Origin of the sequence: Kitasatospora sp. NPDC090091, from assembly GCF_044747365.1 — a bacterium.
Taxonomy (GTDB): domain Bacteria; phylum Actinomycetota; class Actinomycetes; order Streptomycetales; family Streptomycetaceae; genus Kitasatospora.
In genome coordinates, this window is record NZ_JBIVDY010000005.1 from 347,656 (window position 1) to 370,281 (window position 22,626).

Sequence of the window (22,626 nt, forward strand, 5' to 3'; positions counted from 1 at the left end):
CCCGGTCCCCGGTTCCGGAGCTCCCGGCTCCTGACACCTCGGTCCTAGAGCCCGTTCACCGGGCGGCGGGCGTCGGCGAGGATCTTCAGGACCTCGTCGATCTCGTCGGTGATGTGGAAGAGCTCCAGGTCGTGCGGGGCGGCCTTGCCCTGCGCGACGAGGGTGTTCTTCAGCCAGTCGAAGAGCCCGCCCCAGTACTCGCTGCCGAAGAGGATCACCGGGAAGCGGGTGACCTTCTTCGTCTGCACCAGGGTGAGCGCCTCGAACAGCTCGTCCAGCGTCCCGAGGCCGCCGGGCAGCACCACGAAGCCCTGCGCGTACTTCACGAACATCGTCTTGCGGACGAAGAAGTAACGGAAGTTCAGCCCGAGGTCGACGAACTCGTTGAGCCCCTGTTCGAAGGGCAGCTCGATGCCGAGGCCGACGCTGAGGCCCCCGGCGTCCGAGGCGCCGCGGTTGGCGGCCTCCATCGCGCCGGGGCCGCCCCCGGTGATCACCGCGTAGCCGGCCTCGGCCAGAGCGCGGCCGATGGCCACGCCGGCCGCGTACTCGGGCGAGTCGACCGGTGTCCGGGCGGAGCCGAAGACGCTGATCGCGGGCGGGAGTTCGGCCAGCGCGCCGAATCCCTCGACGAACTCGGAGGTGATCCGCAGCACCCGCCACGGATCGGTGTGCAGCCAGTCGGTCGGGCCGGTGGTGTCCAGCAGGCGCTGGTCCGTCGTGCTCTCGCCGACCTGGTCCCGGCGTACCAGCACCGGGCCCTTCTGCTTCTCGGGCCACGCCTTCTTCGGGCGCGGCTCGCCCACCCGCTCGGGACCGTGACCGTAGTGCTTCTCGTCTCCAGTGCCTGTCATGACGAAACCCTACGCCCGTTGATCCCCGTTTTCAGGCAACGGTGGGAGGTCGGTTGGGCAACCGGAAGGTGGCGTTCGGCCGCCGCCCGTCCGGCCGCCCGTCCGGTCGCCCGCGGTCGGAGGTCAGGCGGTGAGCCAGGCCCGCAGCCGCTCCTCGGTCTCCGCGATCGCGGAGAGCGAGCAGTGCTCCTCCCGCTTGTGCGCGAGGTTCGGATCGCCCGGGCCGTAGTTGACCGCCGGGACGCCGAGCGCACTGAAGCGGGCCACGTCGGTCCAGCCGAACTTGGCCCGGGCGACGCCGCCGGTGGCGGCCAGGAAGGCCTGCGCGGCGGGCTGGCCGAGGCCGGGCAGCGCGCCCGGGGCGGAGTCGGTGACGGCCACCTCGAAGCCGTCGAAGACCTCGCGCAGGTGCTTCTCGGCGTCCGCCTCGCTGCGGTCCGGCGCGTAGCGGAAGTTGACCGTCACCACGCACTCGTCGGGGATGACGTTGCCGGCCACGCCGCCGTCGATCCGGACCGCGTTGAGGCCTTCGCGGTACTCCAGGCCGTCGATCTCCACCCGGCGCGGCCGGTAGTCGGCGAGCCGGGTGAGCACCTCGGCGGCGTGGTGGATGGCGTTGTCGCCGAGCCAGCTGCGGGCCGCGTGGGCGCGCACGCCGGTCAGCCGGACCTGCACCCGCATGGTGCCCTGGCAGCCGCCCTCGACGGCGGCGCCGCTGGGCTCCATCAGCACCGCGAAGTCGGCGGCCAGCCAGTCCGGGTGCGCGGCCGCGAGGTGGCCGAGGCCGTTGCGGTGGGCCTCCACCTCCTCGCAGTCGTAGAAGACGAAGGTGAGGTCGCGGTTGGGCTCGGTCAGGGTGGCGGCCAGCCGCAGCTGCACGGCGACGCCGGACTTCATGTCGGAGGTGCCGCAGCCGTAGAGCAGGTCGCCCTCGACGTAGGAGGGCAGGTTGTCGGCGATCGGCACGGTGTCCAGGTGCCCGGCGAGCAGGACGCGCTCGCCGCGGCCGAGGCCGGTCCGGGCGACCACGTTGTTGCCGTACCGGTCCACGGTGAGGTGCGGGTAGCCGCGCAGGGCGGCCTCCACGGCGTCGGCCAGCGCCTGCTCGTCGCCGCTGACCGACGGGAAGTCGACCAGGGCGGCGGTCAGCGCACCGCCGTCGAGGGTGAGGTCCAGGGGCGTCTTCGGGCTGCTCATGGTCGCCAGCGTAGTCCCGGCGCCCCGGCCCGCCGCGCCCCCGCTGTGGCAGCGCTGTGACACCGGGACGGCAACCTACGGCCCCGCACATCCGTCCGAGTGGGTACGGTGTCGGTTCAGGTGATCGGTGGAGAGGGGCGGCGGTGGCCAGGAGGAAGAGCGGCAGGCGGAACGGCGACGCGGCGCCCCGGCGGCGCCGTCGGCCGCTGCGTGTGGTGCTGATCGGCCTGCTGGTGCTCGCGGCGGTCGCGGCCGGCCTGTTCTGGCTGCGCGACCAGAAGCTGACGCCCGAGGGGTGCTCGGTGAAGACCCCGGCCGGCGAGGGGACGCTGGAGGTCCCGCAGGCGGCCAACGCCGCGACGATCGCCGCCGTGGCGCACGCGCGCGGCCTGCCCGACCGGGCGGTGACGATCTCGCTGGCGACGGCGATGCAGGAGTCCAAGATCCGCAACCTGTCCGGCGGCGACCGCGACTCGGTCGGGCTGTTCCAGCAGCGGCCCTCGCAGGGCTGGGGCACGGTGGAGCAGATCCAGGACCCGGTCTACGCGACCAACAAGTTCCTGGACGGCCTGGTCAAGGTGCCCGGCTACACCCGGCTGCCGCTGACCGACGCGGCCCAGCAGGTGCAGAAGAGCGGCTACCCGCAGGCGTACGCCAAGCACGAGACCAAGGCGACGCTGCTGGCCTCCGCGCTCACCGGCCGCGAGGCCGCCTCGCTCAACTGCGTGGTGCACGACTTCGCCGCCCCCGAGTCGGACGAGGACGCCGCCTCGCCGAGCGCCTCCGCGGCGCCCTCCGCCTCCCCCGCCGCCGGGCCGGACCGGACGCAGGTGCTCACCGACCGGGTGCGCCGCGAGTTCGGGCGGACGGTCACCCCGGCCGCCGGCTACAGCTCCACCATCAAGGGCGCCGAGAACGCCGTCTCGCTCACCCCGGACCCGGCCGCCAGCACCGACGCCGGCCCGGAGGCGGAGCGCCAGAACGGCTGGGAGGTGGCGCACTGGGCGGTGACGCAGGCCCAGAAGCTCGGCATCGAGACGGTCGCCTACGACGGGAAGATCTGGCGCAAGGGCAAGTCCGAGGACGGCTGGAAGCCGCAGCCGACCGGAACCTCGACCAAGCTGGTGCTGGTCACCCTGGCCGCGCCCGGCAAGAGCTGACGCACTGGTGTCCGGGTTGCCGCTGAACGGGTGAAACCGGTCAACCCCGGTGGACGCCGGGCCGGCCGCCACCGACCGGGCGCAGAACCGTCACTGCCCTTGGCCCACCCGGCGTCCGACCGGTCCGGCGGGGTCCCTCCGGGCCGATGACGGCGGCCATACGATCCGATCGTCGGTCAGGTCCATTCCTTGCACCGGCCGAAACCTTCTGGCTTCTCAAGCGGTAATGACGTCGTCCGCCCGGCGGACGGGACGGACCCAAGACCCTTCGAGGAGCCCCATGTCTCACCCCCTCACGCGCCGGATCGCCCAGGCCGCGCTGCTCGTGGCGGCCGGCGCGACCCCGCTGGTCGCGGCCGGCTCCGCGTCCGCCGCCGACGCCCTGCTGCCCAAGTCCGACCTGGCGGCCCCGCTGGGCCAGCTGACCAACACCGACGCGGGTTCCACCCTCCAGCACACCACCCACGAGCTGGGCCGGGCCGCCGGCGACACCGGTGCCGCCACCGTCGCCGCGGGCGTGCCGGCCACCGCCGACGCCACCGGCAACATCGTCGCCCACCAGCTCCCCGAGGCGAACGAGAAGGCCGGCTCGCTGACCGCGCCGGTCGACAAGACCGCCGCCACCACCGGCCAGCTCTCCTACCTCACCCCGAAGGTCGCCGCCGCGCTGGCCGGCAAGGTCGGCGAGGCCGTCACCGGCAGCCAGGCCCCGACCGGCCGCAGCGCGGGCGCGGGCGCCAACCCGGTCGGCGGGCTCTCCCAGACCGCCGGACTGACCCAGGGCCTGCCCGGCACCGGCGCGCTCACCGGCGCCGTCCCCGGCGCCAACGCCCTGACCGACGCGCTGCCGCTCGGCGCGCTGCAGCGTGCGCTGCCCGCCGAGGCCACCTCCGCGGTGCCCGGCGCCGACGTGCTGGGCCTCGCCGAGCACGGCTCGGCCAACCGCCTGGGCGGCGCGGACCTCGGCCCGAACTCCCCGCTCTCCGGCCTCAGCCCGATCACCGGCCTGCTCGGCGCGATCGGCGGCGGCGGCCTGGGCGGCCTGCCGATCGGCTGATCCCGCCGATCCCGCCGGACCCCGCCGGTCCGCACTGATCCCGGCGGCGCCCGGTGACGACGGGAGGGGCCGGTGTCCTGCTGGACACCGGCCCCTCCCGTTTTCGTACGTGCTCAGCCGCGCAGCCGCTCCACGGCCGCCGCGACCCGCTCGTCTGTCGCGGTGAACGCGACCCGGACGAAGCGGCCGCCGGCCGGACCGTAGAAGTCACCGGGCGCCACCAGGATGCCCAGCTCCGCCAGTTCGGCCACCGTCTCCCAGCACGGCCGGTCCTGGGTCGCCCACAGGTAGAGGCTCGCCTCCGAGTGCTCGATCCGGAAGCCGTACGCCTCCAGCGCCGCCCGCAGCGCCGAGCGCCGGGCCGCGTAGCGCGCACGCTGCTCGGCCACGTGCGCGTCGTCCCCGAGCGCCGCGACCGTCGCCGCCTGGACGGGCGCCGGGACGATCATGCCGCTGTGCTTGCGCACCTCCAGCAGCTCCCGGATCACCACCGGGTCGCCCGCCACGAAGGAGGCGCGGTAGCCGGCCAGGTTGGAGCGCTTGGAGAGCGAGTGGACGGCCAGCAGGCCCTCGTGCGACCCGCCGCCGGCGGCGGACCCGCAGACGTCCGGGTGCAGGACGGAGACCGGGTCGGCGTCCCAGCCCAGCTCCAGGTAGCACTCGTCGCTGACCAGCAGCACCCGGTGCTCCCGCGCCCACTCCACCGCGCGGCGCAGCTCGTCCTTGCCGAGCACCCGGCCGGTGGGGTTGGACGGCGAGTTGACCCAGAGCAGGCGGACCCTGGAGCCGTCCAGCTCGTCCACCGAGTCGTACTCGACCGCCTCGGCCCCGCAGAGCCGGGCGCCCACCTCGTAGGTCGGGTAGGCGAGGCGCGGGTAGGCGACCTGGTCGCCGGGGCCGAGGCCGAGCTGGGTCGGCAGCCAAGCCACCAGCTCCTTGGAGCCGACGGTCGGCAGGACGGCCTGCGGGCCGATCTCGGCGCCGACCCGGCGGTGCAGCCAGCCGGCGACCGCCTCGCGCAGCTCCACCGGGCCCCAGACCGTCGGGTAGCCGGGCGTGTCGGTGGCGGCGGACAGCGCCTTCTGGATCACCTCCGGCACCGGGTCGACCGGAGTGCCCACGGAGAAGTCGCAGAGCCCGCCCGGGTGGGCGAGGGCGGTGCGCTTGTACGGCTCCAGCTTGTCCCAGGGGAAGACCGGCAGGAGGTCGGAAACGCGGCGCGCCGCTCCCGGATGGCCCGGGAACGGCGCGTGCGTGCTGTTCTTGGTGCTCACAGCTCAGTTGCCACCGATCGGGTCAGTGGCCGGCGTTCTGCGGCGGCAGAGCGGCGATGAACGGGTGGTCGCGCTCGATCAGGCCGAGCTTCGAGGCACCACCGGGCGAACCGAGGTCGTCGAAGAACTCGACGTTCGCCTTGTAGTAGTCCTTCCACTCCTCGGGAGTGTCGTCCTCGTAGAAGATCGCCTCGACCGGGCAGACCGGCTCGCAAGCGCCACAGTCGACACACTCATCCGGGTGGATGTAGAGCGATCGCTCGCCCTCGTAGATGCAGTCAACCGGGCACTCTTCGATGCACGCCTTGTCCTTGACGTCGACACAAGGCTGCGCGATGACGTAGGTCACGCTGTCGTTCCTCCTCGGAAGGGCTCGGCGGCCCATTCTGTTTTGCTCGCGTGCGCGGGTGAGCGCGGCGTCGTCGATGCCCGCCCCTAGTATCGCGGGTCGGAGACCGCAAATGCACAGGAGGTGGCCAGATGGTCGTCGACGGACCGGTCCAGGACCGTCCTGAGGTCCGGATAGACCGCTCTGACGTGGGACGACGCGTGTCCGTTCGGCGTGTCGCGGAGTTCTCGGACGGCCGCCCCGTGTTCCGCGATGTGATCGGCGTACTCACATCGTGGGACGATCACGGGCTGACCGTCGAGCCGCGCAACGGCGGTCCGGTCTCCTTCGACGAAAGGCTGCTGGTCGCGGGCAAGGTGGTGCCGCACTTCCCGGCCCGGCGTGCCCCGCTGCCGGGCGTGTCGCCGGTGGAGCTGCAGCGGATCGCCGCGCGCGGCTGGCCCGCCGTCGAGCAGGAGCCGCTCGGCGAGTGGACGCTGCGCGCCTCCGCCGGCTTCACCCGGCGGGCCAACTCGGTGCAGGCACTGGGCGACCCCGGGCTGCCGCTGCCCGAGGCGCTGGCCGCTGTACGGCGCTGGTACGCGGCGCGCGGACTGCCGGCCTGGGTCGAGGTCGTCACGCCCGGCGCGCCGGAGGACCTGCGGGCCGAGCTGGACCGGCTGGGCGCCGCGTACGCGCCGACCCTGGTCCGGGTGGCCGAACTGGCGCCGCTGAGCCGGATCGGGGCCAAGGAAGCCCGGGACCGGGTCCGGCTGGCGCGGACCGCCGGGCCCGACTGGACGTCACTGTACCGGCGGGTCACCGGCGAGCCGGCGGTCGAGGAGGCCGCCCGCACGGTGCTGCACGGCGGTCCCTCGGTCTGGTTCGCGACCGTCCACGACACCTACGGCTGCGAGACCGAAGGCGACGGCACCCCGCCGGTCCTTGCCGTCGGACGCTGCGTCATCGACGGCCCCTGGGCCTGCTTCGGCGCCGTCGAGGTGGCGCCGTGGGCGCGTCGCCGGGGCCTGGCCACCGCGGTGATGGCGGTGCTCGCCGCCCGGGCCGCCGAGGAGGGCGCGACCGGCGCCTACCTGCAGGTCGAGGCGGAGAACGACGGTGCGATCGCGCTCTATGACGGAATGGGCTTCGAGACCAGTCACACTTACCACTACGCCCGCCTCCCCGAGGCGTAGCGCGCACCCGCCCAGCAGCCCCTCCGTCCGCCCGTACGAAAGCCGTCGCCGCCACCGTGACCGAGCAGAGCAGAGCACGCTTCCGGACCGAGGCCCGGGCCGAGCACCCCGATCCGGTGCTGCTCTGCCTGCTCGCCGCCGCCGAGCACCCCACCCTCCCGGACTCGGACGACCTCGGCGAGGCGCCCACCCCGGAGGCCCTGCTGGCCGCCTGCGAGGCCGCCCTGGACCGGCACGCCGCCGCCGTCCGGCGGGCCGTCGCCGAACGCGCGCCGGCCGGGCCGGAGGAGACCGCCGCGCTGCTGGCCGCCGTCCTGGGCGGGCGGGAACGGTTCCACGGGCGGCAGTCCGACTACCGGCGCCTGGAGTCCTCGCTGCTGCCGGAGGTGCTGCGGCGGCGGCGCGGGCTGCCGATCATGCTCTCGCTGGTCTGGACGGCCGTCGGCCGGCGGGCCGGGCTCACCGTGCACGGCATCGCCCTGCCCGGCCACTTCATCGTCGCGATCGGCGGCCCGGGCGGCGGCGACGAGTACGTCCTGGCCGACCCGTTCCACGGCGGGCGGCTGCTCGACCCCGAGGACGCGGCCCGCCTGGTCCGCTCGGCCGGGCAGGAGTTCACGCCCCAGCTGCTCACCCCCGCCCAGCCGCTGGACATCGTGCTGCGGGTGCTCGGCAACATCCGCGCCTGGGCCGCCGACCGCCCCGAGCACGCCCGCACCCAGCTCTGGGCCGCCGAGCTCGCCCTGCTGCTCCCCCGCCACCCCGCCCAGCTGCGCCTGGAGCGGGCCGAACTGCTGGTGCGCACCGGCGACTTCCTGGGCGGCTCGGCCGAGATGGACGCCTACGCGGAGATCCTGGACGCCTTCGACCCGGACGCCGCGGCCAAGGTCCGGCTGGACGCCCGGGCGGCCCGGCACCGGCTCAACTGACCCGCCGGCTCACAACCAGCCCTTCTCCCGGGCGATCCGGACCGCCTCGGTGCGGTTGCGGGCCTCGGTCTTCTGGATCGCCATCGAGAGGTAGTTGCGCACCGTCCCCTCGGAGAGGTGCAGCCGGCGGGCGATGTCCGCGTTCACCGCGCCGTCCGCGGCGGCCGCCAGCACGTCCCGCTCCCGGGCGGTCAGCGGGTTGGCGCCCTCGGCGAGTGCCGCGGCGGCCAGCGCCGGGTCGATCACCCGCTCGCCGCGCAGCACCCGGCGGATCGCCTCGGCCAGCTCGGCGGCCGGGGCGTCCTTCACCAGGAAGGCATCCGCGCCGGACTCCATCGCCCGCCGCAGGTAGCCGGGGCGGCCGAAGGTGGTCGCGATCACCACCCTGGTCTGCGGCCGCTCCTTGCGCAGCAGCGCCGCCGCCTCGATGCCGGTCATCCCGGGCATCTCGATGTCGAGCACGGCGACCTGAACGTCGTGGGCGATCGCCGCGGCGACCACCTCGTCGCCCCGGCCGACCTGCGCGACGACGTCGATGTCCCCCTCCAGCCCGAGCAGCGCGGCCAGCGCCTCCCGGACCATCCCCTGGTCCTCCGCGAGCAGCACGCGCACGGAGGCAGGGGCACCGTCGTTCCGAATCTCACTCATGGGGTCAGACCCTATGGCGTGTCTGCCCGGTGGGGCTCGGCCCGGCCCCGGGGGACGCCCGGTGGGGCTCGGCCCGGCCCCGGGACGCCCCGGGCGGCCTCAGCCGGCCGGGGCCGCCGGGGCCGGGACGGTCCGCAGCGGGACCAGCGCCCGCAGCCGGAAGCCCTTCCCTCGCTCGCCGGGGCCGGTCTCCAGCCGGCCGCCGACCAGCGCCAGCCGCTCGTCCAGACCGGAGAGCCCGTTCCCCGGGGCGGACTTGCCCGGCCCCTTGCCGTTGTCGGTGATCTCCAGGACGGCGAACCGCTCGCCGTCGCCCTCCCAGGTCTCGTCCGCCCGCACGGTGCAGAGGGTGGCGCCGTCGCCGTGCCGGACGATGTTGGTGACGGCCTCGCGCAGCGCCCAGGCCAGCGCACCCGCCTCCTCGGTGGCCAGCCCGGGCCAGGCCTCGACCAGCTCCGGCGCCGTCTCCAGGCCGACCTGCGCGGCCGCCAGCGCCGTCCGGGCGGCGGCCAGTTCGACCGGCAGCGTGGGCCGGCGGAACCCGGTCACGGCCTCCCGCACGTCGATCAGCGACTGCCGGGCCACGTTCTCGATGTCGGCCACCTGCGCCCGCGCCGCCTCGTCCTTGCCGGCGTCCATGAACCGCCCGGCCAGCTCGCTCTTCAGCGTGATCAGCGACAGCGAGTGCCCCAGCAGGTCGTGCAGGTCCCGGGCGAGCCGCAGCCGCTCCTCGGAGGCGGCCAGGTGGGCGACGGCGGCCCGGGCCTCGCGCAGCTCCCGCATGGTGGCGACCAGCCGCTGCAGCCCGGTCATCGCGACGCCGGACAGGAAGGCGGTGAGCGCGATAGTCGGAATGTCGCCGCGGTCGGCGTGGCTGAGCAGCCCGACCACGACGGTGAGGCCGGCCATGCCGCCCACCCCGGCGAGCGCGTAGCGCACCGGCGAGATGATCGCGACGGCCACCGAGGCGTAGGTGAACAGCGTGAGCCAGGCCGTGCCCAGGGTGAAGGCGGCGACCACCGCGGTCAGCACCAGCGCCGCGACCACGACCCGGCCCGCCATCGGCGCCGCCCCGGCCTGGGAGCGGATCACCACCAGACTGACGTAGCCGGCCACGAACCCGGTCAGCGCGATCCAGCCGACCACGGTGGCGGCGGTGCCGTGGCCGCCGTGCAGCAGGTCGCCCACCGGGTAGAGCAGGTAGACCATCCAGAGCAGCATCCAGCTGACCTTGACCATCAGTTGGCGCCTGGTCTCCACCGGGGAGCCCGGGATGGTCATGAACGACGTACGCGCCACGCCCACCTCCGGATGTTCGTCGGACCGGTGGGCGTGGGGCGTTTCGGGCATGGTGGCCATCATGCCTGCCGGGTGTCCCGGCGGTACAGCACGGCGGCGGCAGCGACGAAGACCACCAGGAAGGCCGCCAGACCCGCGACGGCACCCAGGTCGAGCGTGTGGCCGGGCCGGGTGAAGGTGGCCAGCTTGTTGTAGAGGTACACCGGGTTGAACCGGGCGAAGGTCTCCAGTGTGCCGCTCACCGGGAACCACGTCCCGCCGAACAGTGCCAGCGCCATGTAGGTGATCATCACGATGGTCTGCACCGAGTCCGGCGCCGCCGCGTAGCCGAGCGCCACCCCGAGCGCCGCGAAGACGAAGCTGCCCAGCCAGAGCGCCGCCACCAGGCCGGCCCACTGGCCCGCCTCCAGCTCCACGCCCTGGGAGGCGCCGACCGCGAAGACCACCAGGATCGCGGGCAGCGTGGTCACCGCGCCGGCGGCGATCTTCGCCACGGTGTAGGCCCGGCCGGGCAGCGCGGTCAGCCGCAGCTGGCGGGTCCACCCGCTGCTGCGCTCCAGCGCGATCCGCTGCGCACTGCCGGTCAGCACCGACCCGACGGCGCCGAACGTGGCCATCGAGACCATGAAGTAGGTCTTCACCGGGAGGCCGCCGGCCGGCTCGCCGGTGCCGTAGGCGTTGATGAAGAAGACGTACATCAGCGCCGGGTAGAGGACGGTGAAGAGCAGGTACTTCCGGTTGCGCAGGGTGCGCAGGATCTCCAGGCGGATCAGGGTGGTCATCGCGCGGCCTCCGTCGCGAACTCGCTGCTGTCGGCGGCGTCCTGCTCGCCGGTGATGGTCAGGAAGGCCTGCTCCAGGCCGAGCCCGGTGACCTCCAGGCCGCGCGGGTACAGCCCCGCGCGGTAGAGCCCGGCGACGCCCGCGTCGGCGTCCGCGGTCCGGATCCGGACCGTCCGCACCCCGGGCACCCGGGCGCTGACGTCCAGCGCCAGCACACCGGGCAGGGAGCGCAGCGCCGACTCGTCGAACCGGCCGTCGGCGTCGTGCAGTTCGAAGGTGATCCGGCGCGCCCCGGCCTTCGCCTTGATCTCGGCCGACGAGCCGTCGGCGATCAGCCGGCCCCGGTGCAGCACGAGCACCCGGTCGGCGATCGAGTCCGCCTCCTCCAGGTAGTGGGTGGCGAACAGCACCGTGCGCCCGGCGTCGGCCTGGGCCCGCATGCTCGCCCAGAAGGCCTTGCGGACGGAGACGTCCATGCCGGTGGTGGGCTCGTCCAGGACGATCAGGTCGTTGGCGCCGGCGATCGCCAGGGCGAACCGCACCCGCTGCTCCTGGCCGCCGGAGAGCCGGTCGACCCGGCGCTCGGCCAGCTCGGTGATCCCGGCGTCGGCGAGCACCTCGCCGACCGCCCGGCCGCGCGGGTGCACGTCGCAGGCCAGCCGGACCAGTTCGCGGACCTTGACGTCGGCCATCAGCCCGCCGCTCTGCAGCATCGCGCCGACCCGGCCGGCGGCGATCGCGGCCCGCGGGGTGCCGCCGAACAGCTCGACGGTGCCGTGGTCGGGCTCGCGCAGCCCGAGCAGCAGGTCCAGGCTGCTGGACTTGCCGGCGCCGTTCGGGCCCAGCAGGGCCACCGTCTCGCCCGGCCGCAGGACGAGGTCGAGGCCGTCGACCGCGCGCACCCGCCCGTAGCTCTTGCTGACGTTCCGGAAGGCGGCTACCTCGGTGCCCATCGTCCCGGTCCTCTCCTCTGGTGGTGTCCTTCGCACCACCTCAGAGTCCCGTGCGCGGGGGCCGCGGCGTCAGTGCCCGCCGTCGTGCCTTCGGCATGACGGATGTCATACCGGCGGCCGGGCACCGGCCACCGGAGCCGCAGGCCGGCGGCGGCCCGGGCCGGATCAGGACCGGGCCCGGACCGCGCTCGGGCTCAGATCCCGAGCGACTTCTTCACGAAGTCGACCTGGAGCAGCAGCAGGTTCTCGGCGACCTCCTCCTGCGGGGTCATGTGGGTGACGCCGGAGAGCGGCAGCACGGTGTGCGGCCGACCGGCGGCCAGCAGGGCCGAGGAGAGCCGCAGGGTGTGCGCGGCCACCACGTTGTCGTCCGCCAGACCGTGAATGATCATCAGCGGCCGCTCCAGCCCGGCCGCGTACCCGCCGAGCGAGTTGGCCGCGTACACCTCGGGCCGCTCGGCCGGGTGGCCCAGGTAGCGCTCGGTGTAGTGGGTGTCGTACAGCTCCCAGTCCGTCACCGGGGCGCCGGCCACGCCCACGTGGAACACGTCCGGACGGCGCAGCACGGCGAGGGCGGCGAGGTAGCCGCCGTACGACCAGCCCCGGATCGCCACCCGGCCGAGGTCGAGCGGGAACTCCCCGGCGAGCGCCTGCAGCGCGTCCACCTGGTCGTCCAGGGTGGCGCCGGCGAAGTCGAAGGCGATCGACTTCTCCCACGCGGGCCCGCGCCCGGGGGTGCCGCGGCCGTCGGCGACGACGACCGCGAAGCCCTGGTCGGCGAACCACTGCGAGTTCAGGTGCGGGTTGTGCGCCTGGACGACGCGCTGGCCGTGCGGGCCGCCGTACGGGTCCATCAGGACCGGCAGCAGGCCGTCCCGCTCGCGGTCGTAGCCGGTGGGCAGGAAGACCGCGGCGGGGATGCGGCGCTCGCCGGCGAAGCGGAAGACCGGGCGGGCGGTGATCACCGGGGTCTCGGCGTAGGACTCGATGGTGGCGACGTCGTCCACCACCACGCCCTCCGGCAGGTCGCGGGCGACCTGCACCAGCGTGCCGGGCAGGTCGGGCTCGGCGGTGGCCCGGACGGTGATCCCGGCCGCGTGCACCGCGGTGCTGACGGAGGTGAACGGCCGGCCGTTGGCGGCCTCCCAGGAGAGCTGCTTGCCGTCGTGGCCGATCCGGCCGACGGCGACCCAGCCGGGCTCGGGGTCGGTCTCGGTGGCGCCGCCGGAGGCGGTGAAGAAGACCTCCTCCGCGGTCACCGCGAGCACCGAGCGCAGGTGCAGGTCGGCCCCGGTGACGGCGTGGTCGCCGACCACCAGCGCCCGCACCCCGTCCTCCCCCGCGGTGTCCGAGATCCGGACCAGCTTGCCGTCCGGGGTCCAGGCCGGGACGCCGGCGAACAGCTCCAGCCAGACCTCGTCGCGCTCCTCGTGCAGCACCTCGGTGGCGCCGGTCTCCACGTCCACACCCAGGATCTGCTGGCTGCGCTGGTCCCTGGCCTGGACCAGGAGCAGCGGCACACCACCGGCGGACCAGTGCACCCGGCCCAGGTACGGGAAGGCCTCGCGGTCCCAGACGACCTCGGTCCGGCTGCCGTCCAGGCCCAGGAGCCAGAGGCCGGTCTCGGCGTTGGCGGTGCCGGCGGCGGGGTAGGCGACCTCGGCCGGCTCGCTGCCCGGGTTGGCCGGGTCGGCGATCCACCAGCGGCCGACCGGGCTGTCGTCGGCCCGCTCGACCAGCAGCCGGTCGCTCTGCGGGGACCACCAGAAGCCGCGGTCCCGGCTCATCTCTTCCTGGGCGATGAACTCGGCCTGGCCCCACGTCACGTTCGGGCCGTCGGGCTGGGCGAAGGCCCAGTCGGCGGTGCCGTCGGTGCGGGTGAGCCGCAGCTCGCCGGCGGTGTTGGCGTACGCGACGAACGCGCCGTCCGGGGAGGGGCGCGGGTCCAGCAGCGGGCCCTCGGCGGGCAGCTCGGTGCTGCTGCCGGCCACCAGGTCGGCGAGGAAGAGCCGGCCGGAGAGGGCGAAGGCGGCGACCTTGCCGGCGCCGTCCAGGGCGTAGCCGACGATGCCGGCCGAGCCCTCGCGGCTGCGCTCGCGGCGGGCCTTCTCGGCCGGCGAGAGGTCCTCCTCGCCGCCGCCGAGCAGGGCCGCCGGGTCGGCGGCGACCCGCTCCTTGCCGGTGGCGGTGTCGAGGGTCCAGAGCAGGTTCGCCCGGTCGCTGCCCGACCGGGAGCGCAGGAAGACGACCCGGGAGCCGTCGGATGCGACGGCGAAGGACCGGGGCGCGCCGACGGTGTAGCGCAGGGTGCGCGCGTACTGCCTCGGGAAGGTGTCCGCAGGGGTGTGGGAGGTCATGACACCGACCTTATGACGTCAGGGCGCCGCCGCCCGGTGGATTGTGATCACTCGTTCGGAGCATCGGCCGCGGGTGTCCGCCGAACGGGTCCGCACCCCTTCCGACCGGCCCGTGCGCCCCATTTGTGCCACGATGCCCCGGCGTGTGCAGACTCACGGTGCGTAACGCGACCCTCACCCATCGGGTATGACTGGTCCCAGGAGTGATCGTCGGCCCCGTCCCGGGCCCCGGTCACCCGACCGCAAGTCCCGCACGGTCCCGACCGTCGCCCCCGCCCGGGGGCGGCGCACCCGAGAAGGGGTGTGAGCCGCCATGGCTTTGTCCATCTCCGCAGCCATGCTGATGCTGGTCATCGTGGTGGTGCTGATCCGCCGCTCCGGACTGAAGCTCGCGCACGCGATCATCTGCGCACTGCTCGGCTTCTACCTGGCGTCCAGCTCCATCGCCCCCTCGATCAGCGAGGTCACCAGCAACCTCGCCGGGATGATCAACGGCCTGAAGCTCTGACCCCGCGCGGCCGCTGGTTAGGCTTCCTCCCATGACCCCGACTAGCGGCCGCAGCCTGCTCCTGGTGCACGCCCACCCCGACGACGAGTCGATCGGCAACGGCGCCACCATGGCCCGGTACGCCGCCGAGGGCGCCCGCGTCACCCTGGTGACGTGCACCCTCGGCGAGGGCGGCGAGGTGATCCCGCCCGAGCTGGCCCACCTTGCGGCGGACCGGGACGACACCCTCGGCGCCCACCGGATCGGCGAGCTGACGGCCGCGATGCGCGAGGTCGGCGTCACCGACGTCCGCTTCCTCGGCGGCCCGGGCCGCTACCGCGACTCCGGGATGATGGGCGTGCCCGACAACGACGCGCCCGGCTGCTTCTGGCAGGCGGACGTGGACGAGGCGGCCGGCCACCTGGTCGCGGTGGTCCGCGAGGTGCGGCCGCAGGTGCTGGTCACCTACGACGAGAACGGCGGCTACGGGCACCCCGACCACATCCAGGCGCACCGGGTGGCGATGCGCGCGTACGAGCTGGCCGCCGATCCGGCCCACCGCCCCGAGCTGGGGCCGGCCTGGCGGATCGCCAAGGTGTACTGGACCCGGATGCCCCGCTCGGTGATCGAGCGGGGCCTGGCCGAGACCGCCGCCGCGGCGCCGTTCCCCGGCACCGCCGGGCCGGCGGACGTCCCGGGCGTGGTGGACGACGCCGTGGTCACCACCGTCCTGGACGGGGCCGCGCACGCCGGCCGCAAGGCGGCCGCGATGGCCGCGCACACCACCCAGATCACCGTGGCCGGCGCCTTCTTCGCGCTCTCCAACGACCTCGGCCAGCCGCTGATCGCCACCGAGTACTACCAGCTGGTGCGCGGCCAGGCCGGGCCCCGGCTGCCGGAGGACGACCTCTTCGCCGGACTGGACACCGCCGGCCCGGACACCGCCGGCCTCGGCACTGCCGCCGACCGCACCGCCACCGGCACCGCCGCCGACCGCACCGTCGAGGAGAGCGCCCGATGACCGAGCCCGCCGACGCCCGGCCGCCGCGCCGCTCGATCCCGGCGGCCGTCCTGGGCACCCGGGACGAGCGCCTGAAGGAGTCCCAGCCCCCGCTGGCGGGGCGGATCGCGGCTTATGTCCTGTTCTTCCTGCTGGGCTTCGCAGTCTCCGTCTGCGGAGCATTTGTGCAGGCCTTGTGGCCGCCCGTGGGAGTCCTGCTGGCACTCGCGGCGACCGGCGCCACCTTCTACGCCGGCCTGCGGATCGCCGGGACCAGGCTGGGCGCGGCGATCCCGGCGGCCGGCTGGTTCCTGGCCCTGCTGTTGCTGATGGTCCCTCGGCCCGAGGGTGACAATGTCCTCTGGACCAATGCCACGTCGCTCTCCTGGCTGTTCGTCGGATCGATCCTGGGCGTGATCTGCGCCACCCTGCCGACCCGCACCAGCTGGTTCCCCGGAGTCCCCGGCCCGCCGCGCTGACCGCCCCGCGCAGCGTCGTACCGCGGCCCGCACGACGAGCAGTCAGGGCCGCGCGGCCGTACTCTCATACCGGAGGAACCGGACGTATCAGGTTCTATCCGAACCAGTTCACCGCTCAGTTCTTCCCAGTATGGTGGTGCCGCAGAACGCCGTACCCGACGCCGCCCGCCAGGCCCGGCGCCCACGAACCGCGGTCGCGCCGCACGGCCCGGCCCGCGAACCCGGAGCAGAGCAGCATTGAGCAGCCGCGAATCTGAGAACGCCCACCCGACGCCTCGGCGCACGGGGCCGGACGCCTACCCGTCGGGCACCCCGCCCTACGGCACACCGGGGTTCCCCGGCGGCGACCGTGCGGGTGCCGGTGCCGCCCAGGGCTCGGGGCCGGGCGAGGACGAGGGCCCGAAGACCGAGACCACGCTGACCACGCGGGTCCGGATCAACATCCCCGGCTCGCGCCCGATCCCGCCGGTGGTGGTCCGCACCAGCGTCAAGAACGACGAGGCCGCCGGTGAGGAGGACGCGTCGGCCGCGGCCGACACCGGTCCCCGGCACCGTTCCGCCGCCGCCTCCTCCCCCGTGCTCGGGGTGATGGAGGGCGGCCCCCGGACGGCCACCCCGCCGAACCTGCCGCCCGAGTGGGAGATCCCGCCGGCCACCTCCGAGTCCGAGTCCACCGGAGCCTGGTTCCGGCCGCGCCAGAAGAAGGGCCCGGCCGCCGAGCCCGCCCCCGCGGCGGTCCCGGCCGGTGGCCCGGGCGCGGCGCCCGCCGCCGGCGCGGCCCCGTCGGCCGCCGAGGCGCGCCCGAACGGCGCCCAGCCGAAGAGTGACCGACCCAAGGGCGCCCGCCCGAACGGCGCCCAGCCCAACGGGGCCGGCCGCCCGCAGCAGCAGGGCCCCGGCGCGGCCCGCCCGGACGGCCGCTCCGTCCCGCCCCAGGCCGCCGCACCCGCGCCGCGCCCCGGCGGCGCCCCCGCCTCGCCGTTCGCCCCCGTCCCGGGCCCCCCGGCCGACGAGGCCGGCGTGTACGAGGACGCCCCGGCCGACCCGTTCGGCCCCGGTGCGCCCGCCGACCCGTTCGGCCCCGGTGCCGCGGCGCCGCGCCGCGTCCCGCAGGGCGCCGGCCGGCCGCAGGGCCCGGCCCGCCCGGCCGGCGGTGCGCCCGACCGGGCGAACCCGGAGGACACCTCGGTGGACGGCTTCGAGCCGATCCGCGAGGACGCCCCGCCGCCGGCCGCCATATCCGGCCTGCCGCAGAACGGCGCCGCCCACAACGGCCACCCGCAGCCCGGCCTGTTCGCCTCGGCCCCGGCCGGTGCCGACCCGTTCGCCGCCCAGCGCCCGCCGGCCGGCGCCGAGCCGTACGGCGCCGGCGCCCCGGGCGGGCTCTTCCCCGGCGCCCCCGGCCGCCCGGGCGAGCCCGGTGCACCGTCCGACCCCTTCGGCACCGGTCCCGGCCGCCCGCAGCCCGGCCCGGACGGCGAGGCCGCCCCGGCCCCCGCTCCCGCCCCGGCCCCGGCGCCCGCCAAGGCCGAACCGGCCAAGGCCAAGCGCGGCGGCACCGGCAAGAAGCTCGTCAAGCTCGGCACCTACGCCGTCGGCGGCGTCCTCTTCCTGGGCGCGGCCGCTTACGGCACCGGCCTGATGCTCAACCAGTCCGACATCCCCAAGGGCACCGTGGTGCTCGGCACGGACATCGGCGGCAGCAACCGCGACCAGGCGATCCACCAGCTCGACGAGAGCGTCGGCAAGGCCGGCCTGCTGCCGGTCAAACTGAAGATCGGCGACAAGACGGTGGACCTCGACCCGGCCGTCGCCGGACTCGGCTTCGACACCACGGCCACCGTGGACAAGCTCACCCAGCACTCGTACAACCCGGTCGACGTGATCACCTCGCTCAAGGGCGACGAGAAGGCCGTGCCGCCGGAGGTCAAGGTGGACCGGGCCAAGCTCAAGGCCGCCCTGGACGCGCTCGGCACCGGCTCCGGCCAGAACCTCTCCGAGGGCTACGTGAAGTTCGCCGAGACCGGCGAGCCGGTCGTGGTGCCCGGCAAGGCCGGCCAGGCTGTGGACTCCGCCGCCGCCGTCGACCTGGTCGAGCAGGCCTACCGCGACCGCGCCGCCGGCAAGCCGGAGCAGCCCGTCGCCGTCACCATGAACGCCGCCCAGCCCAAGATCTCCCCGCAGGCCCTGCAGGCCGCCGCGGACAGCCTGGGCAAGTCCGCGGTCAACGGGCCGATCCACATCCTGGCCGGCACCAAGAAGTGGGACTTCGGCCCGAAGACCGCCGCCAAGGCGCTCACCCTGGTGCCCGACGCCTCCGGCAAGCTCGTGCCCAAGTGGGACCTGGACGCGCTCAACGGCCAGCTGGGCGGCGTCTTCGACAAGGTCAAGGTGAAGAAGGGCGGTCAGACCGCCCTGATCACCCCGCAGGACGTCGCCGACGCCATCACCCCGCTGCTGGACAAGACCGGCGACAAGGACCGCACCTTCAAGTTCACCGTCGCCTGAGCCAACGCCGCCCGGTCGGCCCGAACCACCACCCGCCCCGTCGGCCGAGCCGCCGACGGGGCGGCGCCGTGGGGGGGGGGGGGGGGGGGGGGGGGCGCCGGGTGGGGGGCCCGCCCCTCGACAACTCGCCTCCCTGGTCAGCAAGATGTGACGCCGTACCATCACCCGTACCGTCCACCGCACCCGCACCAGGAGTACCGCCATGGGCCGCCGCCCCCTGCCCCGCCGCACGGCCCTGATCGCCTGCCTCACCGCGGTCTCGCTCTCGCTGGTGCTCTGCTCCTGCGGTTCCGGCGACGGGGACGGCGCCCAGGCCGTGCCGAGCGGTGTCGAGACGCCCAAGCTCACCGCCGTCGACATCAACGCGCACGACCGTGCCGACCTGCGCCAGGGCGGCACCCTGAACGTCGCGATCGCCCAGTTCTCCAACCAGTGGTCGCCGATCCACGCCGACGGCAACGAGTCATCCACGATGACCGTCACCAAGCCGCTGCTGCCGACGTTCTTCCGCTCCGACGCGGCCGGCACCCAGACCCCCAACCCGGCCTACCTGCAGGACGTCCACGCCGAGGTCGCGAACGGCCGCCAGGTCGTCACCTGGACGCTCAACCCGAAGGCGAAGTGGTCCGACGGCACGCCGATCACCTGGCGCGACATCGAGGCCAACTGGCGTGCGCTCAAGGGCGACGACCCGGCCTGGAAGGCGGGGAGCAGCACCGGGTTCGAGCTGGTCACGGCGGTCGAGCGGGGCAAGGACGACTTCCAGGCCGTGATGACCTTCGAGCGGCCGTTCTCCGAGTGGCAGTCGATGTTCAACGGCGCCGCGAACGCCCCGCTGCTGCCCGCGAGCCGGATCGCCACCCCGGAGCTGTTCAACACCGCCTACCTGGACGCGATCCCGGTCACCGCCGGCCCGTTCAAGGTCGAGAAGCTGGACCGGGCGGCCCAGACCGTCACCCTGGTCGCCGACCCGGCCTGGTGGGGCGAGAAGCCGGTGCTCGACCGGATCGTCTTCCGCGCCGTGCTGCCGAACGGGATGGCCGCCGCGTTCGCCAAGGGCGACGTCGACTTCTTCGACAACGGCCCGGACGTGGCCGGCTACCAGCTGGTCAAGAACATCAAGGGCGCCACCGTCCGCCGCGCCGGCGGGCCGGACTTCCGCCAGTTCACGCTGAACAGCAGGAGCCCGCTGCTGACCGACCCGACCGTCCGCCAGGCCGTGTTCCAGGCGATCAACCGGGACGCCATCACCCGCACCGACCTCAGCGGCCTGGACTGGCCCACCGTCACCCTCAACAACCACCTCCTGGTGTCCAATCAGAACGCCTACCGGGACAACTCCCTCGGCCTCAGCCGCTACGACCCGGCCGAGGCCGCCCGGAAGCTGGACGCGGCCGGCTGGAAGCTCGACGGCGACGTCCGCCGCAAGGACGGCAAGGAGCTGAACCTGCGGATGGTCGTCCCGGCCGGCGTCACCCAGGGCCAGAACGAGGCCGCCGCGACCACCAGGATGCTCAAGGACGTCGGGGTCAAGGTCACCACCGTCACCGTCGCCGCCAACGAGTTCTTCGACAAGTACGTCAACCGGCACGACTTCGACATCGCCGCCTACTCGCTGATCGGCACGCCGTTCCCGGCCAGCGGCAGCCGGGCCAACTTCGTCCAGAACGGCGGCACCAACACCTCCCAGGCCGGCAGCGCGTCCGCCGACGCCGCCCTCGACCGGGCCGCCGCCGCGACCGACGCGGCCACCGTCTTCGAAGCCATCAACCAGGCGGACGGCGAGCTGTGGAAGGTGGCCGGCGTGCTGCCGCTCTACCAGCGCCCGCAGCTCTTCGGCGCCCGCGCCAACCTCGCCAACCTCGGGGCGCACGGCCTCTCCGACATCGTCTGGGAGAACGTCGGCTTCACCAAGTAGCACCCGGAGCCGGAGCGGGCCGGGCCCCGGGGTGGGTGCGACCCCGGGGCCCGGCCCGCCGCGTGCTCAGGCCGCCGCGTGCTCAGGCCGTGCCGATGACGTCCCGGACCTCGGCGAAGTGGCACGCCGACTCGTGCGCCGCCGGACCGCTCAGCCCGGACGGCACCGCGAGCAGCGGGACCTCGGTGCTGCAGCGCTCCTGCGCCTTCCAGCAGCGGGTGCGGAACCGGCAGCCGGACGGCGGGTTGGCCGGCGACGGCAGGTCGCCGCTGAGCAGGATGCGCTCGCGCTGCTCCCGGCCGGTCGGGTCCGGCACCGGCACCGCGGAGAGCAGCGCCTGGGTGTACGGGTGCGTCGGGTGGGAGTAGATCTCGTCCTCCGTCCCGATCTCGACCATCTTGCCGAGGTACATCACGCCGACCCGGTCGGAGATGTGCCGGACGATCGAGAGGTCGTGCGCGATGAACATGTAGGAGAGCTCGAACTCGCTCTGCAGCTGCTCCAGCAGGTTGATCACCTGCGCCTGGACGGACACGTCGAGCGCGGAGACCGGCTCGTCACAGATGATCACCTCCGGCTTCAGCGCCAACCCGCGGGCGATGCCGATGCGTTGGCGCTGGCCGCCGGAGAACTGGTGCGGATAGCGGTTGATGTACTCCGGGTTCAGGCCGACCACGTCCAGCAGGTCCTGAACGGCCTTGCGGCGGTCGCCCTTCGGCGCCACCTCGGGGTGGATCTCGAACGGCTCCCCGATGATGTCGCCGACCGTCATGCGCGGGTTCAGCGAGGTGTACGGGTCCTGGAACACCATCTGGATGTTCCGGCGCACCGCCTTCAGCCCGGCGCCGGAGAGCCGGGTGATCTCCTCGCCCTTGAACAGCACCCGGCCCGAGGTGGCCCGCTCCAGGTTCATCAGCACCTTGGCCAGCGTGGACTTGCCACAGCCCGACTCGCCGACGATGCCGAGCGTCTCCCCCTTGCGCAGCTCGAAGGAGACGCCGTCGACCGCCTTCACCGCGCCGACCTGCCGCTTGAGGACGATGCCCTGGGTCAGCGGGTAGTGCTTGACCAGGTCGCTGACCTCCAGGATGGGCTCAGCCATGGAGGGTCTCCTTCCAGAAGTGGCAGGCGCTGCGGCGGCCCGGCAGGTCGGCGCCCTCGGCGTCCAGCACCGGGGTCAGCCGCGGGAGTTCGGTGCGGCAGCGGTCCGCCGCCCGGTCGCAGCGCGGGTTGAAGGCACAGCCCTCGGGGATCCGGAGCAGGCTCGGCGGCAGGCCCTGGATCGCGTAGAGGTTCTGCCCCTTCTGGTCCAGCCGGGGGATCGAGTTGAGCAGGCCCTTGGTGTACGGGTGGGCCGGCCGGGCGTAGAGCTCGTGCACCGGGGCGGTCTCCACGATCCGGCCCGCGTACATCACCGCGATCTTGTCCGCGACGTCGGCGACCACGCCGAGGTCGTGGGTGATCAGGATCAGGCCCATGTTGAACTCGGCCTGCAGCTCCGCCAGCAGGTCCATCACCTGGGCCTGGACGGTCACGTCCAGCGCGGTGGTGGGCTCGTCGGCGATGATCAGGTCCGGCTCCATGGAGAGCGCCATCGCGATCATGATGCGCTGGCGCATGCCGCCGGAGAACTGGTGCGGGTAGTCACCCACGCGCTGCCGCGCGGCCGGGATGCGCACCCGCTCCATCAGCTCGATCGCCTTGGCCTGGGCGTCCCGGCGCGAGGCGCCCTGGTGCACCCGGAACATCTCGCCGAGCTGGTAGCCGACGGTGAGCACCGGGTTCAGCGAGGAGAGCGCGTCCTGGAAGATCATCGCGATCTTCCGGCCGCGGACCGCCCGCCGCGCCTTGGGGGCCATGGTGAGCAGGTCCTTGCCGCGGAAGCGGATCGCGCCCGCGGTGATCCTCCCGGGCGGCATGTCGAGGATGCCCATGATCGCCTGCGCGGTCACCGACTTGCCCGAGCCGGACTCGCCGAGCACCGCGAGCGTCTCCCCGGCCGACACCGCGTAGCTCACGCCGTTGACGGCCTTGGCCACGCCGTCCCGGGTGTGGAACTCGATGTGCAGGTCGTCGACCTCCAGCAGCGGGGTGCCGGGCTCCAGGCTCTCCCGGCCGCCGCCGAGCAGCTCCACCGCGTCCGGGCGCGGCGCGCCGTCCCGGGCAGGCTTCGCCGGCTTCGTCGTGTCACTCATCGTCC

The 22,626-nt window shown here is 74.1% G+C and carries 20 protein-coding genes; 9 read left to right on the forward strand and 11 right to left on the reverse strand.

Features of this window, described 5'->3' with window-relative positions; genetic code table 11:
* Positions 1-44 precede the first annotated feature (44 nt).
* Positions 45-854, reverse strand: coding sequence for a TIGR00730 family Rossman fold protein (locus ACIPSC_RS11410; protein WP_400824813.1), 810 nt, complete (start codon positions 852-854; stop codon positions 45-47).
* Between the two features lie 123 nt (positions 855-977).
* Entirely contained in the window at positions 978-2,051 is a 1,074-nt protein-coding gene (gene dapE, locus ACIPSC_RS11415) for a succinyl-diaminopimelate desuccinylase (RefSeq protein WP_400824815.1), read from the reverse strand.
* Positions 2,052-2,194: 143 nt separating this feature from the next.
* Between dapE and ACIPSC_RS11420 the strand changes: the two genes are divergently transcribed.
* Both ACIPSC_RS11420 and ACIPSC_RS11425 read left to right on the forward strand, forming a co-directional pair.
* Complete coding sequence (locus tag ACIPSC_RS11420; protein ID WP_400824816.1) at positions 2,195-3,211, forward strand: hypothetical protein; 1,017 nt, start codon at positions 2,195-2,197, stop codon at positions 3,209-3,211.
* A gap of 280 nt (positions 3,212-3,491) precedes the next feature.
* Positions 3,492-4,268, forward strand: a complete 777-nt coding sequence (locus ACIPSC_RS11425; protein WP_400824818.1) for a hypothetical protein — start codon at positions 3,492-3,494, stop codon at positions 4,266-4,268.
* A gap of 113 nt (positions 4,269-4,381) precedes the next feature.
* On the opposite strand, the gene dapC is transcribed toward ACIPSC_RS11425, so the two are convergent.
* Together dapC and fdxA are read right to left on the reverse strand one after the other, a co-directional pair.
* Positions 4,382-5,542, reverse strand: a complete 1,161-nt coding sequence (gene dapC, locus ACIPSC_RS11430) for a succinyldiaminopimelate transaminase (protein ID WP_400824819.1) — start codon at positions 5,540-5,542, stop codon at positions 4,382-4,384.
* Between the two features lie 22 nt (positions 5,543-5,564).
* Entirely contained in the window at positions 5,565-5,891 is a 327-nt protein-coding gene (gene fdxA / locus ACIPSC_RS11435) for a ferredoxin (protein ID WP_238950001.1), read from the reverse strand.
* Between the two features lie 200 nt (positions 5,892-6,091).
* On the opposite strand from fdxA, the gene ACIPSC_RS11440 reads away from it, so the two are divergent.
* Together ACIPSC_RS11440 and ACIPSC_RS11445 are read left to right on the forward strand one after the other, a co-directional pair.
* Entirely contained in the window at positions 6,092-7,066 is a 975-nt protein-coding gene (locus tag ACIPSC_RS11440) for a GNAT family N-acetyltransferase (RefSeq protein ID WP_400824820.1), read from the forward strand.
* Between the two features lie 56 nt (positions 7,067-7,122).
* Positions 7,123-7,995, forward strand: a complete 873-nt coding sequence (locus ACIPSC_RS11445) for a transglutaminase family protein (RefSeq protein WP_400824822.1) — start codon at positions 7,123-7,125, stop codon at positions 7,993-7,995.
* A 9-nt stretch (positions 7,996-8,004) separates the two neighbouring features.
* On the opposite strand, the gene ACIPSC_RS11450 is transcribed toward ACIPSC_RS11445, so the two are convergent.
* The 5 genes from ACIPSC_RS11450 to ACIPSC_RS11470 form a co-directional block, all read right to left on the reverse strand.
* Complete coding sequence (locus tag ACIPSC_RS11450; RefSeq protein WP_400824824.1) at positions 8,005-8,643, reverse strand: response regulator; 639 nt, start codon at positions 8,641-8,643, stop codon at positions 8,005-8,007.
* A gap of 99 nt (positions 8,644-8,742) precedes the next feature.
* Positions 8,743-9,993 carry a sensor histidine kinase gene (locus tag ACIPSC_RS11455; protein ID WP_400824826.1) on the reverse strand — a complete coding sequence of 417 codons (1,251 nt, stop codon included), beginning with the start codon at positions 9,991-9,993 and terminating at the stop codon, positions 8,743-8,745.
* Positions 9,994-10,001: 8 nt separating this feature from the next.
* Positions 10,002-10,724, reverse strand: coding sequence for an ABC transporter permease (locus ACIPSC_RS11460; protein WP_400824827.1), 723 nt, complete (start codon positions 10,722-10,724; stop codon positions 10,002-10,004).
* Positions 10,721-11,677, reverse strand: a complete 957-nt coding sequence (locus ACIPSC_RS11465; RefSeq protein ID WP_400824829.1) for an ABC transporter ATP-binding protein — start codon at positions 11,675-11,677, stop codon at positions 10,721-10,723. The genes ACIPSC_RS11460 and ACIPSC_RS11465 overlap by 4 nt, the downstream gene beginning before the upstream one ends.
* Before the next feature lie 194 nt (positions 11,678-11,871).
* Positions 11,872-14,034, reverse strand: a complete 2,163-nt coding sequence (locus ACIPSC_RS11470) for a prolyl oligopeptidase family serine peptidase (RefSeq protein WP_400824831.1) — start codon at positions 14,032-14,034, stop codon at positions 11,872-11,874.
* 313 nt (positions 14,035-14,347) lie between these two features.
* Between ACIPSC_RS11470 and ACIPSC_RS11475 the strand changes: the two genes are divergently transcribed.
* The 5 genes from ACIPSC_RS11475 (at position 14,348) to ACIPSC_RS11495 (ending at position 20,426) form a co-directional block, all read left to right on the forward strand.
* Positions 14,348-14,542 (forward strand): DUF2304 family protein, encoded by a 195-nt coding sequence (locus tag ACIPSC_RS11475; RefSeq protein ID WP_238949974.1) that lies wholly within the window; start codon positions 14,348-14,350, stop codon positions 14,540-14,542.
* Between the two features lie 31 nt (positions 14,543-14,573).
* Positions 14,574-15,542 (forward strand): N-acetyl-1-D-myo-inositol-2-amino-2-deoxy-alpha-D-glucopyranoside deacetylase, encoded by a 969-nt coding sequence (mshB, locus tag ACIPSC_RS11480; protein WP_400824832.1) that lies wholly within the window; start codon positions 14,574-14,576, stop codon positions 15,540-15,542.
* The gene (locus ACIPSC_RS11485; RefSeq protein ID WP_400824833.1) at positions 15,539-16,000 is read left to right on the forward strand and encodes a DUF6113 family protein; all 462 of its coding nucleotides are present in this window, start codon (positions 15,539-15,541) and stop codon (positions 15,998-16,000) included. The genes mshB and ACIPSC_RS11485 overlap by 4 nt, the downstream gene beginning before the upstream one ends.
* 237 nt (positions 16,001-16,237) lie before the next feature.
* On the forward strand, positions 16,238-18,508 hold the full coding sequence (locus ACIPSC_RS11490; RefSeq protein ID WP_400824835.1) for a hypothetical protein: 2,271 nt from the start codon (positions 16,238-16,240) through the stop codon (positions 18,506-18,508).
* A gap of 202 nt (positions 18,509-18,710) precedes the next feature.
* Positions 18,711-20,426, forward strand: coding sequence for an ABC transporter family substrate-binding protein (locus ACIPSC_RS11495; protein ID WP_400824836.1), 1,716 nt, complete (start codon positions 18,711-18,713; stop codon positions 20,424-20,426).
* A gap of 82 nt (positions 20,427-20,508) precedes the next feature.
* Here the strand turns inward: ACIPSC_RS11495 and ACIPSC_RS11500 are convergent, their stop codons facing one another.
* Positions 20,509-21,528 (reverse strand): ABC transporter ATP-binding protein, encoded by a 1,020-nt coding sequence (locus ACIPSC_RS11500; RefSeq protein WP_400824837.1) that lies wholly within the window; start codon positions 21,526-21,528, stop codon positions 20,509-20,511.
* Positions 21,521-22,621, reverse strand: a complete 1,101-nt coding sequence (locus ACIPSC_RS11505) for an ABC transporter ATP-binding protein (protein WP_400824838.1) — start codon at positions 22,619-22,621, stop codon at positions 21,521-21,523. The genes ACIPSC_RS11500 and ACIPSC_RS11505 overlap by 8 nt, the downstream gene beginning before the upstream one ends.
* Positions 22,622-22,626: the final 5 nt, after the last annotated feature.

What these genes read in the sequence shown, in the direction of transcription:
- ACIPSC_RS11465 (WP_400824829.1), bottom strand. Translation starts at nt 11,677, where the DNA reads ATGGGCACCGAGGTAGCCGCCTTCCGGAACGTCAGCAAGAGCTACGGG.
- dapE (WP_400824815.1), bottom strand. Translation starts at nt 2,051, where the DNA reads ATGAGCAGCCCGAAGACGCCCCTGGACCTCACCCTCGACGGCGGTGCG.
- ACIPSC_RS11500 (WP_400824837.1), bottom strand. Translation starts at nt 21,528, where the DNA reads ATGGCTGAGCCCATCCTGGAGGTCAGCGACCTGGTCAAGCACTACCCG.
- ACIPSC_RS11425 (WP_400824818.1), top strand. Translation starts at nt 3,492, where the DNA reads ATGTCTCACCCCCTCACGCGCCGGATCGCCCAGGCCGCGCTGCTCGTG.
- ACIPSC_RS11475 (WP_238949974.1), top strand. Translation starts at nt 14,348, where the DNA reads ATGGCTTTGTCCATCTCCGCAGCCATGCTGATGCTGGTCATCGTGGTG.
- mshB (WP_400824832.1), top strand. Translation starts at nt 14,574, where the DNA reads ATGACCCCGACTAGCGGCCGCAGCCTGCTCCTGGTGCACGCCCACCCC.
- ACIPSC_RS11505 (WP_400824838.1), bottom strand. Translation starts at nt 22,621, where the DNA reads ATGAGTGACACGACGAAGCCGGCGAAGCCTGCCCGGGACGGCGCGCCG.
- ACIPSC_RS11455 (WP_400824826.1), bottom strand. Translation starts at nt 9,993, where the DNA reads ATGCCCGAAACGCCCCACGCCCACCGGTCCGACGAACATCCGGAGGTG.
- ACIPSC_RS11460 (WP_400824827.1), bottom strand. Translation starts at nt 10,724, where the DNA reads ATGACCACCCTGATCCGCCTGGAGATCCTGCGCACCCTGCGCAACCGG.
- ACIPSC_RS11410 (WP_400824813.1), bottom strand. Translation starts at nt 854, where the DNA reads ATGACAGGCACTGGAGACGAGAAGCACTACGGTCACGGTCCCGAGCGG.
- ACIPSC_RS11495 (WP_400824836.1), top strand. Translation starts at nt 18,711, where the DNA reads ATGGGCCGCCGCCCCCTGCCCCGCCGCACGGCCCTGATCGCCTGCCTC.
- ACIPSC_RS11485 (WP_400824833.1), top strand. Translation starts at nt 15,539, where the DNA reads ATGACCGAGCCCGCCGACGCCCGGCCGCCGCGCCGCTCGATCCCGGCG.
- ACIPSC_RS11450 (WP_400824824.1), bottom strand. Translation starts at nt 8,643, where the DNA reads ATGAGTGAGATTCGGAACGACGGTGCCCCTGCCTCCGTGCGCGTGCTG.
- ACIPSC_RS11470 (WP_400824831.1), bottom strand. Translation starts at nt 14,034, where the DNA reads ATGACCTCCCACACCCCTGCGGACACCTTCCCGAGGCAGTACGCGCGC.